Here is a 14,891-nt window from a genome sequence, read left to right as displayed (position 1 = left end):
AAACTCAAGGCTGCCATTCATCAACCTTTCTTATATCACCGGCACCGTACCAGCAAATCGATCGGATAACGGCCTGCATTCCGACCATACAAACTGATGCCGCCCTCCTCGGTGCGCAGCTCCAGACGGAAGCTCCGCTTGCGGTCCAGCTCTGCCGCGAGTCTGCCCGGCACCTGCGCCTGGCACAGATAGCCGTACGAACCGGCCTCTTCCAGAAGGTTATGAACCGGCTGATAGTGCCACGACAGCACGCCCCGGCTGTCGGCAGGGTCATCCGCGAGCACGGCCTCGCCGATTTTGACATCGTCCACCCACACCGATACACGGGATTCATGCAGCTCTTCATCCGTCATATAATAGGTGCTTGGATTATATTCCACGTCCGCCGACGCCCCGTGCATAAAGTCGATTCCGTGAGCGCGATGCCGCGCGCCCTCGATATTTCTTGCCAATAAGCGCTTCGCGCCTGCCTCGAAAACAATGTCGATATCGCGGATCAGCGGCTGTTCCTCACGGTCCGGCAGCTGCACGTCATAGACGAACCGCCCTTCACCGCCGCCGTTTACTTTGGAGCCTAGAAGCGCCTCCCACATGTAGGCAAAGCTTTGCTCACGGAACGAGTTGACGGGAATGCTTAAGGTAGTGACATCCGCTCCATCGTTCCCTTGTTCCTCTGCACCACGCACATCAAACGTGGTAAAGTTACGCGTTACGACGACGCCTCCTGCATTCAGGAGACGAACACCGAGGATCGCGACCGCATCGGTCTCCGGCATGCGAAGCTGCAGTTCGGTCAGCGGCGCCACGCCGTAGCCGTCCCATGCCACTTCCAGGGTTCCTTGATCCGCCACGACCTTCGTGCCAAGCCGGTCATAGGATAATTCCCAGGCAACGGTCAGCTTCTGCCCGTGATATTGATCCGAATAACTGGAACGCAGCAGCGGTATGGTCTTCTCAGCCCCTTGGTCCAGCGTCTGGCACGGCGGTGCGTCGATCACGATAAAGTCCGGCGTGTGCAGATCGGCGATTGTCATGCCTGGCACAAAATCCTCGTACCCGAATTTTTTGTCCGTCCCATCCAGCCGATAATAGCCGTTGAACTCGTTCGTGACGTCGCGGAATTCCGTGAACACGAAGCCGCACAGCTTATCATGGCGGCGGAATTCGTTGAGCATGTAACGATAGTGCCATGCGAGATCGCTGTCCCCGGCTCCCCCGTCGATTCCCCACACATTTCCGCATTCGCTGTTCATGAGCGGAGCATCGCCTTGCTGGTTGCCGCCGATGTAGTTATGCTCCGATCCAGGATACGTCTTCTGTACAATTTCCTCGATATGATTACGCAGCGGTTCATAACCGTTGATATAAAAATGCCAAGTGTTGATATCTGTCTCCACATGATCATAATTGCATGGCGAATTGTCCTCCACGATCCGGGTAGGGTCAACACTCTTGGCCCAGCGGTACTTCTCCCGCACCCACTCCTGCGTCTCCGGGAGATAATAATGTTGCTGTCCTTCGCCGCCTGTCAGGCCGGCAGCCTCGCTATCCGTGCGAAGCCCCCAAGTTTCGTTAAACATAACCCACGAAAAAATCGACGGATGATTCCGGTCCCGTTCAATCACTTCCAGCGCCTCGCGCTCATAGGCGGAACGCGCCGTCTCGTCCGGGTTGCCCCAGAAGCACGGCATATCCTCCATCACCAGAATCCCGAGTTTATCCGCCCAATACAGCTTGCGGGGCTCCTCCGGCTTAATATGAATCCGCACGAAGTTCAGCCCGAGCCGTTTCATCAGGTAAATCTCGTCCCGCATCTCCGTATCCGTCGGGTAAGTGAAGAATCCCGTCTGATGGTAAGACTGGTCCAGCGTTCCGTTTAAATAAACCGGCTTCCCGTTCAACGTAATCCAGCGGTAATCCCGGCCGTCGAACTTCGCCGTCCCGATCTCGCGTATCCCAAAATAAGTATGAACGACATCCTCGCCGGCGGAACCCGCCAGGCGCAGCTCCCCCTCGTATAAATGCGGGGTTTCGGGACTCCAAAGCTGCGGATCGTCGACCTGGAACACCGTTATCCGTTCATTCGCGCCTTCTTGCAGCTCCCACTCCGTCTGATGGGTGATCGAGCCCCCAGCGAACGAGAGCCCAAGTGTCACGGTGCCTGCTTCCTGCGCCTGGATTTTAGACTTCAATTCGATGCGGCCGTCCATGGAAGTCGTAAAGGTTGCTTGCTCCAAGTAGGTTTGCGGCCGGGCCTCCAGCCAAACCGGCTGCCAAATCCCTCTGATCTCGCCGTACCCCTGTTTCCCGCGGGCTTGGTAGTTATGGTCGTAATCCTCGGCACGAACCACGAGAATATTGTCTTGTTCCGTATTCCAAACGGTTGTCACCTCAAACTCGAAGGTTCCGTATCCGCCTTGATGCGAGCCCACATGCTTGCCGTTGACCCATACGTCGCACAAATAATCCACGGCGCCGAATCGCAGGAAGATCCGCGATGGCTTCTCGGCCGGCTCCCATCTCACGGACCGGCGATACCAGCCAACTCCCTTCTCGTCTCGTGCAATGCCGGATAAGGGACTGACCCACGAGAACGGCACCGTGATCTCCGAATCAAAAAGACCGGCGTCTCCCCCTTGCAACCGTTTCGAGCCCGCGCCGCCTTGCTCCAAAGCGCCGCCGGTCTCGAGCGTGAACGACCACCGCCCGTTCAAATTCAGCCAGTCTTTTCGTTCAAAATCCGGTCTCGGATACTCGGGACGTGGAATGTCCGTACCGATGGGCGCTGCCACAGAAATCTTCATGAAGCGAACACAACCTTTCCTTGTTCTGAATTTGCCCCTATTCTAGCACCTATATATAATTATTGCAATGTACATTATATTTTTACAATATAACAAATTTATTGTACACTTGGAGTCACTATAACGCTTCAGAAAAGGAAGGGAATTATGAACGAATCGAAGCTGGAAACCAACCGTTATCCGGCATCGCGGATCGTGGAAGTCGCCAAAGCCTTATCCAGCGATGTCCGGGTCCGCATCCTTGAAGCGCTCGGCGATAAACCGATGAGCGTCGGTCAGTTGGCGGAGGCGCTGGGGATTGCCCAGCCTACGGTGTCCATTAATGTCCAAATGCTGGAGCAAGCCGAGCTGATCGTCTCTTCGCAAGGTGCGAATCGGGAAAAAATCTGCGCCGTCACCTGCCGCTCCATTCTTCTCGAGCTGCCCTCGAAGCCGGGAGAAGGGCTGCAGCGCACGGAAGAAATCCACATGCCGATCGGCATGTTTTCCCACTGCTTCATCGAGCCTACGTGCGGCATGGCGGCTCGGGACGGCTCGCTGATCGGATCGCCTGACGATCCGCGCGCCTTTTACATGCCGGAACGAACGGAGGCTGCGCTCCTCTGGTTCTCGGGGGCGGGATACATCGAATATTATTTTGCGAACCCCATGCCCCCTGGTGCGGCCCTCGATGAACTGCGCATCCGCGCGGAACTAAGCTCCGAGGCGCCTTCCTTCCAGCAGGAATGGCCGTCCGACATCACCGTCAGCATCAACGACCTACCTGTAGGTACTTGGAGAAGCCCCGGTGATTTTGGCGACCGCAAAGGGAAGCTCACCCCGGATAAATGGAGGAGCGGCAGCGAGTACGGCATGCTGACGGAATGGCGCGTGACGAAACAAGGCAGCCAGGTCGACGGCCATGCATCCAGTGCCACGACCATCGATTCGCTGGACCTTGCTTTTAACCGGCCGATCCGCGTCCGCTTTGAGGTGAAAAAAGACGCGGAATATCCAAACGGACTGAATCTATACGGTTCGGGCTTCGGTGATCATCCGCAGGATATCATCCTGTCGTTTGTGCGGTACACGGAAGCCTGATCCTTATACGCCACGACGAACGGAACGATCGTCAGCTTGGCCACCCCCGGCAGTCCAGGGGCGATGGTACGCAAAAAGGCTATTCCATGTCACCCCTTGGCGACGATGGAATAGCCTCTTTCGCTATTACAATCCTAACGGTTTATTTCTTCTTCAGTTTATTGGATTTCCCCATTAAATATAACAGATACGGTGCTCCCAGGAGCGCGGTAACGATACCCGAAGGCAGCTCCTTCGGAATGATGACCACCCTGCCGATCCAGTCTGCCCCGGCCAGCAGAATTCCGCCGAGCAGCGCCGCAATCACCATCGATTGCCGGTGACGGGCACCGACCAGCATTCTGGCGGCATGCGGCGCAAGCAGTCCGATAAAGCCGACCGAGCCGACGTTCGCGGCAGCGATGGAAGCCAGCAGTACCGCAATGATGGCGACATACATCCGGGTATTCCGCACATTCAGTCCAAGTCCGGTGGAGCTTTCTTCGTTAAACGTCAGCAGATCCACCTTCCGTCCGAGCCATGCCGCCAAAGGCAGCAGGATGAGGATCGCCGGAACAATCCGCTGCACCTCCGTCCAGCCCCGGTTATAGGTACTCCCCGCCATCCAGGATAAAGCGGGCGCAACGTCGACCTTCGCATAGACAATCATCAAATTGATGATGGCCGAACCCAGCGCGGCGACGGCAATGCCGACCAGCGTAAGAATTGTCGGGTGAAGCCCTCTCTTCCAGGACACTGCGTATACCAAAGCCGCAGCAGCCATTCCCCCGATCACCGCGCCGACCGGTACCCAGCCGGCCGACAATTGCGGGAAGCCTACCATCAGGAGCAGCGCCCCGGCTCCGGCCCCGCTGGTTACCCCGATCACCTGAGGATCTCCCAGCGGGTTGCGTACCGCATTCTGCAGCAGGCTGCCGCTGACGGCCAGCGCTATGCCGGACAAGCCGGCCGTGAGCAGCCTTGGCAGGCGGAAGTCCAGCAGAATTTGGCGATACATCTCCTCGCCGCCTCCGGTAAGCACGGCCATCACTTCCGTAAAGGGGATGCGCAAGCTGCCGCTCACCAGACTGAACACCCAGACGAGCACCAGCAGCACGCTGAACAGTGCAACCAGGACCGGATACGGAATCCGGCGCAGGCTTGTGCCCGCCATCATCGATCCCCCCGAGGCTCCGCGTCCCCCGATCAACGAGCGGGATACCCGAAGCGCAAGCCAGATCAGGCAAGGGGCACCGATCATGGCCGTAATGGCTCCGACCGGGAGTTCCCCGTAGGCGTTCACGAACATCCTGGCCACCGTGTCGGCCCCGACAAGCAGAGCAGAGCCCCATAACGCGGCCAGCGGAATTAACCCTGCATGCCGGACTACGCCGGACAAGCGGACCAAATGGGGAGCAATCAACCCGATAAAGCCGATCGGACCGACTACGCTCACGGTCACGCAGGCCAGCACGATAGCTGCCCCCATGGCAAGCAAGCGGGTGGTACCGACCTTTTGGCCGAGGGAGCGCGCCGATTCCTCATTGAGCGTGAGGATGTCCCATTGGCGTACCGCCATGCATAACACGACTAACCCGCCGATGATCCACGGCCATGAAAAAGCTACGCCATCCCAATCGTTCTGGATCAGCGAGCCAGAACCCCATAGTAAAATGCCCTGTGTTGTCTGCTGATTCAACAGCAGCAGCGCGCTCGTGACGGACGATAGGACCAGGGTTACGATCATGCCGGACAATGCAATCCGCAAGGGAGAGCCGTGCGTCCTGCCAGCCAGCGCATAGACGGCTACAGCCGCCAGCGTTCCGCCTGCCACTGCCAGTGGAAGGGCATATTGGTGCAGCAATCCCGGCCAGAAGATCATCCCGGCCACGACAGCCAAATAAGCGCCCGCATTCACGCCAAGCGTCGTTTCCGAGGCAAGCGGATTGCGCGTTACGGTTTGCATGAGCACGCCGGACACCGCCAAGGCCGCACCCGCCAGCAGGCCCATGACCGTTCGCGGAAGGCGCACGCTGCGGATCAGGTGGTGATCTGCAATATCCTGCGGAGACACCAGCGCCTGCACAACCGTTTTGACCGATATATCCGCAAGCCCTTGCGTTAAGCTGATAAACATAAGAAATAGCAGTGCCGCAAGGCCTCCAGCCAGCATCCATAACGGCTTCCAGCCCCTACCTGAGGCAACAGGCGGGGCCGGATGGATGCTCACCGGCGTGGAGCCTTGAGCCGGTTTCTCGCCGAAACTCATTGCGTGAGCAGGTCAGCTGTCTTTTGAGCCATGGTCTGGGCAGACAACGGGCCGCCGTAAGGCCACATGTCACCGCCAAGTGCATACACGCGGTCTTCTTTAACAAAGTTCAGGCCTTTCCAAACCGGATTGTCCTTCAATTGATTCTCGATAACGTTATCACTGTCCTGGATAATGTGCAGGAAATTCGCGTCCTGAAGAGCCGGCAGCGCCTCGACGTCCGCAGTGGTGAATCCGTAGACCTCAAATTGACCCGGCTTATGGGCGTTGGTCAGCCCGATGTGCTCAAGAATTTTTACGGCGAGGGAATTATCCGTCGATATTCGGAATACCGCCGCATTCTGGTTGCTGTAACCCATCGCCAGCGCAAACGGTTTTTCCGTCATGCCCGCAGCTTCAAGCTTGGCTTTGGCATCGGCATAGGTTTGATCCAAATCGCCAAGCACTTTTGCGGCTTCGTCTTTTTTATCAAGCACGTCAGCAATCGTATTAAAGGTATTGATCATTTCTTCATACTGATCCCCTTGTCCCTCAGCCGGATAAGGATCAAACACCAATGTTGGCGCAATGCTGTTGTACGTTTCAAAACCGGCTTCAAGATTGGATTTCAAACCGATGATCAGGTCCGGCTTCAACGAAGCGATAAGCTCCAGATTCGGCTCTTGACGAGTGCCGACATCGGTTACGTCCGAACCGATCTCCACCGGAATGTTCACCCACTGTTTCATCCCTTCGATGTCTGCAATGCCGACAGGCTGAACACCCAGCGCAAGAACATCTTCTGCATAAAGCCATTCCAGCGCCACCACGCGCTTCGGAACACCCGTAATTTTCGTTTCGCCCATCGCGTGCTTGATGGTTCGGGTTTCCGGCGCGGCCTCGGTTTTATCCCCGCCTTGGGCGGCCCCTTGATCCGAATTCTGCGCTGCTGTGGAGCCGCTTCCTTCATTGGATGCCGCCCCCCGCCGCAGCCGGCTAAAACCACAGCAAATATCAATACAATAAATACAAGACCCTTCATACTCCGCATTGAATTTCTCCCCCTATACCCTCTATGTATTGTAGATATTGTTTATTAATAATAATTATTGAGAACAATTATCATTAAATACTCAGCACAATGATAATCATTCTCATTGATAATGTCAATAGATTTATGAAGATAATCTGAACCCTTCATGAATCGTTTACTTTTCGCCATGAAGATCGGATTAACTCTTTACAGCCAAGTCATTCTGTAACATAATCTTACTGATTGTTTTATGCACGCTTAATCTCAGCCATCGACTCATCCACGGAAGTCCGTGGCTCTTTTGACAAATAACCGAAAAAGTGAGGGATTTCCATGCGTGACAACCCCCCTGCAGCTGCGGCCGAGAGCGACTTTCCCGTTAAAGCCGGCAATCCGGCACGGCGAGCCCTGATCGTTGCCGGCTATCATCGGCTTGCCGATCTTACCCGGGCGACGGAGAAAGAGCTGCTTGCGCTTCACGGAGTTGGTCCAAAGGCGATCGGAGTATTGCGCGCCGCTTTGGCCGAGAAGGGTCTGGCTTCAAAGAATAAAAAAAAGAGTGAATACATAAGGTACCTACATAGGATGGATTCCCTAAGCCGCAAAAAGGTTCAGGGATCCATCACGTTTATGTTTGCTCCAATACGTCAAACCTTACCGAAGGAGAACATTCACAAAAAACATATTTACATTTCTATAAAAATAGATATAATGAGCTTATGGATACCTTACAAACCATCAAAGCACTATCAAACGAGTCCCGGTTCAAAATCCTGGAGTGGCTGAAGCACCCGGAAGAACATTTTGATCCGCAGGAGCACATGCCTTCCAAATGTGATTTTCATGGCGGTATCTGCGTGGGCTCCATTTCAGAAAAAACAGGACTCGCTCAGTCGGTCGTTTCTGGCTACCTCGTAAAATTGCAAAAGGCTGGTCTACTGGAATCCCATCGAGCGGGCCAGTGGACATATTACAGACGTAATGAGGAGGGCATTAAGCGTTTTATCGAACAACTCAAGGAAGAGCTTTAGGCTTAAAAAGCAAATCAACCTGAAGATTAAGCTTAAAAGCTCTTTCTTTTTATCATATATATCTATTTTTATGAAAATACAGAAAAGCATATTAAACATATTGGAGGATTCCATACATGAGCAACCAAAATCAAAGTATCCGATCCACCGCATCCCTATTCGAGCCCTATACCATCGGTAACCTTACCCTGCCTTCCCGCGTGGTGATGGCTCCCATGACCCGAGGCTTCTCCCCGAATGGCGTTCCGGGCCCGGATGTGGCCGCTTACTACCGCCGGCGTGCGGAGAACGGCGTCGGATTGATCATTACCGAAGGAACGCTGATTAACCACCCGGCGGCTACCGATAACCCTAATATACCTAATTTCCATGGAGAGGCCGCATTGAACGGCTGGGCCGAGGTGGTCCGTCAGGTCCATGAAGCCGGCGGTAAGATCATGCCGCAAATTTGGCACATCGGCATGACAAGACCGCTAGGTGCCGAGCCTAACCCGGAAGCACTTCCGATCGGGCCATCCGGACTTGACCTGGACGGCAACGTCGTCACGAAACCCATGACCAAGGATGAAATCGAGCAGGTGATTCAAGCTTATGCCGATGCAGCCGCGAATGCCAAACGCCTTGGCTTTGACGGCGTAGAAATCCATGGTGCCCACGGTTACCTGATCGACCAATTCCTCTGGGAAAGAACGAACCGGCGTACCGATGAATACGGAGGCGACATGCTGAAGCGTGCCCGCTTTGCGATCGAAGTCGTAAAGGCAGTCCGTCAAGCGGTGGGTCCTGACTTCCCTGTTGCCATCCGTCTATCCCAATGGAAGACGACCCAATATGAAGCCAAGCTGGCAGATACGCCTGAAAAGCTAGGGCAGTTGTTAACCGCGCTGTCAGACGCTGGCGTCGACATATTCCACTGCTCGACCCGCCGCTTCTGGGAGCCTGAATTTGAAGGCTCTGACCTGAACTTTGCCGGATGGGCCAAGAAGCTGACTGGAAAAACGGTCATCACCGTCGGTTCCGTCGGTCTCGATGAAGTATTCACCAGCCTCTTCACCCAAGGTAAGGGTGCCGGCCAAAGAGACCTCGAAGAGCTGCTGAATCGTCTTGAGGAAAATGAATTTGACCTGGTTGCCGTCGGCCGTGCTCTGCTGGCGGATCCGCAATGGGCTGCCAAGGTTCGAGACGGGCGTTTCGACGAGCTTGCCCCTTTCACGCCGGAATCCTTGCAAACCCTGGTTTAATGCGATTTCAGCTCCCCAGCCCCCTTGGGACCTGAGCGCCGCATTAGATCTTCAAATACAAAACCGGAAGCAGACTGCTTCCGGTTTTTTTGCCGTATGCTGTTCATGGCTATTCGTCATGCAAAGCGGCTTGACGTTTGTAATGATCCTCGATGACCATGCAAGCCATCGCTTCGATCACGGGTACGACACGGGGACAGATGCAGGGATCGTGCCTGCCGATCGTCGTTATCTCCCGTTCATTACCCTCCACATCGACTGTCCGTTGGGGGATCGAAATGGAGGAAGTCGGCTTGACGACGACTCGGAACACGATGTCCGCCCCGGTGCTGATCCCGCCGATGATCCCGCCGGCATGGTTCGTCCGAAATCCCTCCGCGTCCATCTGGTCGTTATGTTCGCTTCCCCGCATGGAGGCGGCTTGGAAGCCCGTCCCGAATTCGATGCCCTTAATCGCTCCCACGGACAACATCGCCTTCGCCAGCTCAGCGTCAAGCTTGTCGAATACGGGCTCCCCCAGTCCTGGGGCAATACCGCTAATTCGACATTCGACGATCCCCCCGCAGCTGTCGCCCTCTTCGGCCAGTCGTTCTATCCTCTCGATCATGCGAACGGCCGCTTCAGGATCACATGCCCGTACAGCATTGCGTTCGATGGCATCGACGTCGAATTGCTCGCATCGGATGCCACCGATCTCAGTCGTATAGGCCAGGATCGAGACCCCCCGACGTTCCAGAAGCTTGCGCGCCACGGCACCGGCAGCCACTCGCGCAGCCGTCTCCCTTCCCGAAGCTCTTCCGCTTCCTCGATAGTCGCGTATCCCGTATTTTTTCTCATAAGTGAAATCCGCGTGCCCGGGCCGATAGGCCGATTTGATGGTGTCGTATGCCGACGGGCGCATGTCGGTGTTGTTCAGCATGATGCACAGTGGCGTGCCCGTGGTTTTCCCCTCGAATAGCCCGGATACAATGCGGATCTTATCGTATTCCTTGCGGGGAGTCGTAACGGAGGATTGCCCCGGCCTTCTGCGATCCATCTGAATCTGGATGTAGGCCTCATCCAGCTCAACGCCAGGCGTGACGCCCTCCAAAATGACGCCGACTGCTTCTCCGTGCGATTCCCCGAACGTAGTCATTTTCAATCGTTCTCCAAACGTGCTTCCTGCCATGTCCCTACCTCCCGAATACTTTCGATTCCTTTTCATTTAGTTTAAGGGTATAGTTGAAATAAATGAAATCGTAATATCGTAGAGATGCCATAGAGAGGATTGATGACAAATGATCACCAACACCGAATGGTATCGGGTGTTTCTTCATGCCGCCGAGACGTCCAATTTGACGAAAGCCGCTCAAAACCTCCATATGACGCAGCCTTCTGTGAGTTATGCCATCAAACAGCTGGAAGAAGCGCTCGGCGTGGGCCTGTTCGACCGATTATCCAAGGGCGTCCGCCTGACGCAAGAAGGCCAAGCCCTGTATCAGCATGTCCGGCAAGCCTTTGACGAACTCGATTCAGGCGAGCGCCGCTTGAAGAAGCTGAAGCAGTTCGGCGAAGGCAGGCTGAGGATCGGCGCGAACGGGGCTATCGTTAAGGACTTTCTCCTCTCCTTGCTCGACCGATTCCATGCCCGCTATCCCGACATCCGCATCCAGCTGTCACAGGAGCGAACCAGCAGCATCGTGGAGCGCTTAAAGAAAGGCTCGTTGGATCTCGGCTTTGTTCACCTTCCCGTATCGGACGAGGAAATCCATATCATCGACTCCCGTACTTCGCCTTATTGCGCCGTGGTTGGAACGGCCTTCGCAGATTGGGCTCGCAGGCCTCTACGGACGGAAGAATTGACGGAGCTTCCCCTCTTGTTGTTATCCCCTGGCAGCTCGACCCGATCCTTCATCGAAGGGTGGTTCCGATCGCAAGGGGTGGAAGTGGAGGCCGACTTCGAGTTGAACAGCCTGGACATGTTAGCGGAATTTGCCGAGCGCGGTTATGGAACAGCCTTCTTGCCGCGGGCCTTTGTCTCGCCCCGCATCGCGGAGGGTTCCTTGCTGGAGCTTCGAACAGATACTCGGTTACCGGATCGATATATCGGCGTCTCCGTTCGGAAGCACCAGTCGCCATCGCTGGCGGCAGGAGCATTTTTGGAGATGCTGCAGCAGAACTGACGATCTTCCGCCGACATTCCCAACTGAACAAGGCAGCCGGATGAACGGCTGCCTTTGCTTCGTTTGTATTGACTACGGTTTAGCAGATATAAGCTTGTCTGCTCATCAAATCCTATCCAGGCAGGCTAAGCACCTGTTGAATACACACAAGAGCTGTTAGCTTTGAAAAACTAACCGTAAGCCCTCACTTCAATAACCTCGGCATAATCAGAGCCGTTCGTGCGCTCCACCACCAATCGAAGCGCCGCGCATGGAACGGGCTCCTCCAAACGGTGGACAGTTCTCCGGCGGCGGTTCAACGCCTCCGAGGCAAGGGTGATCCACTTCCCTTCCGAATCCAGCGCTTCTAGTCTGTAGGCACGGACCAGCTCAGGGATGATGTCGAACGGCGTACGATGATGATGCAGATTGATCAGATCCTCGTTGACATCATCGTTGAAGATCAGGTGAATCTCGCGGACCGACTGCACTTCCTTCCACTCCAGCTTCAACCAAGGCGTCTCCCCGTCTGCGATTCGCTCCGATACCCACATATGCGGACCGCCGTAAGGACGCTTGTATCCATCAATGACATGCTCCGGTTGATACGCCCTTGAACCGATCGCCGACCGCAGGCAGAACAGCTTGCGGACCAGCCCCTTCATGCTCCACTCCACCACCGGCTGGCTGTCATCATGGTCTTCCAACTCCTTGGAGACGCGGGCTGGCGCCCCCCGTTCGAAGGCAAGCAGCCCGCTCATCGGCTTAGACGACAAATACAGCGTCAGATCCGGATTTTTGCGCACGATGATAAAGGCGTTCTGCGGCTCCGCCGGCTGCCAATCCAGCTGGACGGGGACCCACTGTCCCTGCCCCGGCATGATCCGGACGGAGGTGCGAAATTCTAACGCGGCCGGCACGTAATTCTCCGGACGTCCCGTGCTCCAAACCTCCACCATCATGTCGGTCTCCTGCTCCGCATCCACCAGCCATGCCACCTCGCCCGCCAGCCCCGGATCGGCCGGCATCAGCACGGCGATGTCCCGCTCCAGCGGGTAAGGCGCCTCCGCCTCCTCGATCGCGATCCTGGACAGGTGGGACGATGCGCTGACCTTGGCGCTTCGGGCCAGATCCAGCGGATCGCGGTTTGCAACCCCGAGCACGGAGGCATCCTGCTTCAGCAGCGTCTGCCCAAGCTCCCCGCTCCGGCTGCGGGACAGCTCGCCCGGGGAGAGGCCGTGCTGGACGCACAGCGCTGCAGCCGTGCCGGCCGCTTCGCCCAGGACGGCGCAGGTCGCCATCACCCGCGTGGTGCCGAAGGCCCCGTGGGTGGCGCTGATGTTGCGCCCGGCGAACAACAGGTTGGCCACGTTCGCCGAGTACAGGCTGCGGAACGGTATATGGTAATTCCCGTCCGCATGCATATGCTTCGAGCCGCTCTCTTCGGCGTACATGCCCTGCGGCGGATGCAGATCGATCGACCAGCCGCCGAAGGCCACCCGGTCCTCGAACGGCTCTTGGGCCATAATATCGTTTTGCGTGAGCACATAGTCGCCGACAAACCGGCGGTATTCCCGCTTGCCCGGCTGGGCACCGACCCACTCTAGCGTCATATTGGCGGCATCGAATTTGCCGGAATTTTTGATATAGTCCCATATGCCATATATGACTGACCACAGCTCATCGCGGATGCGCTCATTGTCATGCACGGTGTCGAGCTCGCCGCCCCATTCGATCCACCAGTAATGGCAGCCCGAGTCGCCGCTGCGGATGACCCGTTTGATCGGGATCGGCGTCTGCGTAATATCCTTGGCAAAGACGGGCGGCACGAAATTTACCGGATGTCCGGCATCCTTCGTGTAGAACAGCAGCGTGCTGCCGAGTGTCACATCGTCCGCCGTCTCCGGCGCCCACTCTTCCCCGTATTCATCGCGCGCTTCCCGTCCGAGCCGGTATTTCGCTCCCGCCAGGAATCCGACCAGCCCGTCCCCCGTGCAATCCAGGAACACGGGACTCTCAAACCGGATGCGCCGCTCCGAGCCCATCATCCAACCGGTAACCGAACGGATCTGCCGCGCGTCAGAATCTCCGTCCGCTTCTACCTCATGCACGTCCGTATTCAAGAACAGGGTGATGTTCGGCTCGGCCCGCACGGTCTCCAGCACGATCAAATCCCATAGATACGGGTTGCCGTCCGGATTCCGGTACTGGTTCTCCACGAACATCTCGCCCATAATGCCGGTTTCCCGGGCATAGCGGTTGATCCCGTGGGCCGTCGCGCCGCATACCCATACGCGCACCTCGCTGCTGGAGTTGCCGCCCAGAACCGGGCGGTTCTGCACGAGCGCTACCTTTTGTCCGAGCCTCGCGGCCGCCACCGCCGCGCAGACCCCTGCCAAACCGCCGCCAATCACCGTTATGTCGCTTACTTCCGTTTCGTTTCTCATGCTCTTTCTCCTTTCATTTTCGTCCAGCTCATCTGTGGACATGGATTATGGGCTATCCTTTTACAGCCGAGCTCGCCACGCCCTGAATGATATATTTCTGACCGATCAGGAACACGAGAATCATCGGAATGATACCTGCGGTCGCCGCCGCCATCATGCCGTTATAATCCACCGTATTTTCGAGGATGAAATTTTGCAGCCCCAGCGGAACGGTATACAGATCCTGATCGATCAAGAATACCAAGGCGTTCTCGTAATCGTTCCAGTGCCAGGAGAAATCGATAATGGCCAGCGTGGCCAGCGAGGGTTTCGCCATCGGCAGAATGATCCGGGAAAAAATGCGGAAATGTCCTGCTCCGTCGATAAAGGCAGCTTCCGAAATTTCATGCGGTACGGAGAGGAAGAACTGCCGCATCATGAACACCCCGAATATCGTGAATACGCCCGGCAATATCAGAGCCCAATGCGTGTTGTAAATGCCGACCCAGTCGAACATGATGAACTTCGGCACAAACAGGACCTGAGGAGGGACCATCATCATCGACAAATAGATCATGAACATGGCATTCCGTCCCTTGAACTCGATCCGGGCAAAACCGTAAGCGGCTAAAGCGGACAGCAATACCGCGCCGACGGTGCTGATCAAGGCGACTTTAAGCGAGTTGAGGTAGTAGTGGCCAAAGCTGTTCGCTCCGGTCCACACTTTCACATGATGATCCCACATGAATTGGGCGGGAATCCACTTAATCGGGTACTGGAATACTTCCGCCGGCATCTTGAACGAGGTGCTGATCATCCAGAGGAAAGGAACGATCATAACCACGCTGAAGAACAGCATAATGAACGTGACGATTATTTTGGTGTATAAGGCTTTGGTCATTGTCCTT

The 14,891-nt window shown here is 56.0% G+C and carries 9 protein-coding genes and 1 pseudogene; 4 read left to right on the top strand and 6 right to left on the bottom strand.

From position 1 onward, the window contains the following. Positions 1–35 precede the first annotated feature (35 nt). Positions 36–2,804: a glycoside hydrolase family 2 protein gene (locus P0X86_RS00810; protein WP_277747502.1), complete on the bottom strand. Its 2,769-nt coding sequence runs from the start codon at positions 2,802–2,804 to the stop codon at positions 36–38. Positions 2,805–2,951: 147 nt separating this feature from the next. Here P0X86_RS00810 and P0X86_RS00805 point away from each other — a divergent pair, with 147 nt between their 5' ends. Further along, positions 2,952–3,884 (top strand): ArsR/SmtB family transcription factor, encoded by a 933-nt coding sequence (locus tag P0X86_RS00805; protein ID WP_096777156.1) that lies wholly within the window; start codon positions 2,952–2,954, stop codon positions 3,882–3,884. Positions 3,885–4,026: 142 nt separating this feature from the next. Here P0X86_RS00805 and fhuB read toward each other — a convergent pair whose 3' ends face one another. Further along, positions 4,027–6,132: a Fe(3+)-hydroxamate ABC transporter permease FhuB gene (gene fhuB / locus P0X86_RS00800; protein WP_277747501.1), complete on the bottom strand. Its 2,106-nt coding sequence runs from the start codon at positions 6,130–6,132 to the stop codon at positions 4,027–4,029. Beyond that, positions 6,129–7,162: pseudogene (locus tag P0X86_RS00795) on the bottom strand (ABC transporter substrate-binding protein). The gene fhuB and the pseudogene P0X86_RS00795 overlap by 4 nt, the downstream one beginning before the upstream one ends. A 701-nt stretch (positions 7,163–7,863) precedes the next feature. Between P0X86_RS00795 and P0X86_RS00785 the strand changes: the two are divergent. Together P0X86_RS00785 and P0X86_RS00780 are read left to right on the top strand one after the other, a co-directional pair. Beyond that, positions 7,864–8,175, top strand: coding sequence for an ArsR/SmtB family transcription factor (locus P0X86_RS00785; RefSeq protein ID WP_090910344.1), 312 nt, complete (start codon positions 7,864–7,866; stop codon positions 8,173–8,175). Positions 8,176–8,291: 116 nt separating this feature from the next. Continuing rightward, a complete protein-coding gene (locus P0X86_RS00780) occupies positions 8,292–9,416 on the top strand; it encodes an NADH:flavin oxidoreductase (protein ID WP_096777153.1) in 1,125 nt (374 codons plus the stop codon). 109 nt (positions 9,417–9,525) lie between these two features. On the opposite strand, the gene aroC is transcribed toward P0X86_RS00780, so the two are convergent. Further along, positions 9,526–10,584: a chorismate synthase gene (aroC, locus tag P0X86_RS00775; RefSeq protein WP_277747500.1), complete on the bottom strand. Its 1,059-nt coding sequence runs from the start codon at positions 10,582–10,584 to the stop codon at positions 9,526–9,528. 109 nt (positions 10,585–10,693) lie between these two features. Here aroC and P0X86_RS00770 point away from each other — a divergent pair, with 109 nt between their 5' ends. Then, positions 10,694–11,578 carry a LysR family transcriptional regulator gene (locus P0X86_RS00770; protein ID WP_277747499.1) on the top strand — a complete coding sequence of 295 codons (885 nt, stop codon included), beginning with the start codon at positions 10,694–10,696 and terminating at the stop codon, positions 11,576–11,578. A 170-nt stretch (positions 11,579–11,748) separates the two neighbouring features. Here P0X86_RS00770 and P0X86_RS00765 read toward each other — a convergent pair whose 3' ends face one another. Both P0X86_RS00765 and P0X86_RS00760 read right to left on the bottom strand, forming a co-directional pair. Then, positions 11,749–14,004, bottom strand: coding sequence for an FAD-dependent oxidoreductase (locus P0X86_RS00765; protein ID WP_277747498.1), 2,256 nt, complete (start codon positions 14,002–14,004; stop codon positions 11,749–11,751). A 52-nt stretch (positions 14,005–14,056) separates the two neighbouring features. Then, on the bottom strand, positions 14,057–14,884 hold the full coding sequence (locus P0X86_RS00760; protein ID WP_012818444.1) for a carbohydrate ABC transporter permease: 828 nt from the start codon (positions 14,882–14,884) through the stop codon (positions 14,057–14,059). Positions 14,885–14,891 lie beyond the last annotated feature (7 nt).

The sequence above is a fragment of the Paenibacillus sp. BR1-192 genome (genome assembly GCF_029542445.1).
Taxonomy (GTDB): Bacteria; Bacillota; Bacilli; order Paenibacillales; family Paenibacillaceae; genus Paenibacillus_AQ; species Paenibacillus_AQ lautus_A.
The sequence above is the reverse complement of the archived record's forward strand: the minus strand, read 5'-3'. Positions and strand labels throughout refer to the sequence as shown.

Bases quoted from the DNA above. Each gene is read 5' to 3' on its own strand.
- P0X86_RS00810 (WP_277747502.1), bottom strand. From the start codon at position 2,804: ATGAAGATTTCTGTGGCAGCGCCCATCGGTACGGACATTCCACGTCCC.
- P0X86_RS00805 (WP_096777156.1), top strand. From the start codon at position 2,952: ATGAACGAATCGAAGCTGGAAACCAACCGTTATCCGGCATCGCGGATC.
- fhuB (WP_277747501.1), bottom strand. From the start codon at position 6,132: ATGAGTTTCGGCGAGAAACCGGCTCAAGGCTCCACGCCGGTGAGCATC.
- P0X86_RS00785 (WP_090910344.1), top strand. From the start codon at position 7,864: ATGGATACCTTACAAACCATCAAAGCACTATCAAACGAGTCCCGGTTC.
- P0X86_RS00780 (WP_096777153.1), top strand. From the start codon at position 8,292: ATGAGCAACCAAAATCAAAGTATCCGATCCACCGCATCCCTATTCGAG.
- aroC (WP_277747500.1), bottom strand. From the start codon at position 10,584: ATGGCAGGAAGCACGTTTGGAGAACGATTGAAAATGACTACGTTCGGG.
- P0X86_RS00770 (WP_277747499.1), top strand. From the start codon at position 10,694: ATGATCACCAACACCGAATGGTATCGGGTGTTTCTTCATGCCGCCGAG.
- P0X86_RS00765 (WP_277747498.1), bottom strand. From the start codon at position 14,004: ATGAGAAACGAAACGGAAGTAAGCGACATAACGGTGATTGGCGGCGGT.
- P0X86_RS00760 (WP_012818444.1), bottom strand. From the start codon at position 14,884: ATGACCAAAGCCTTATACACCAAAATAATCGTCACGTTCATTATGCTG.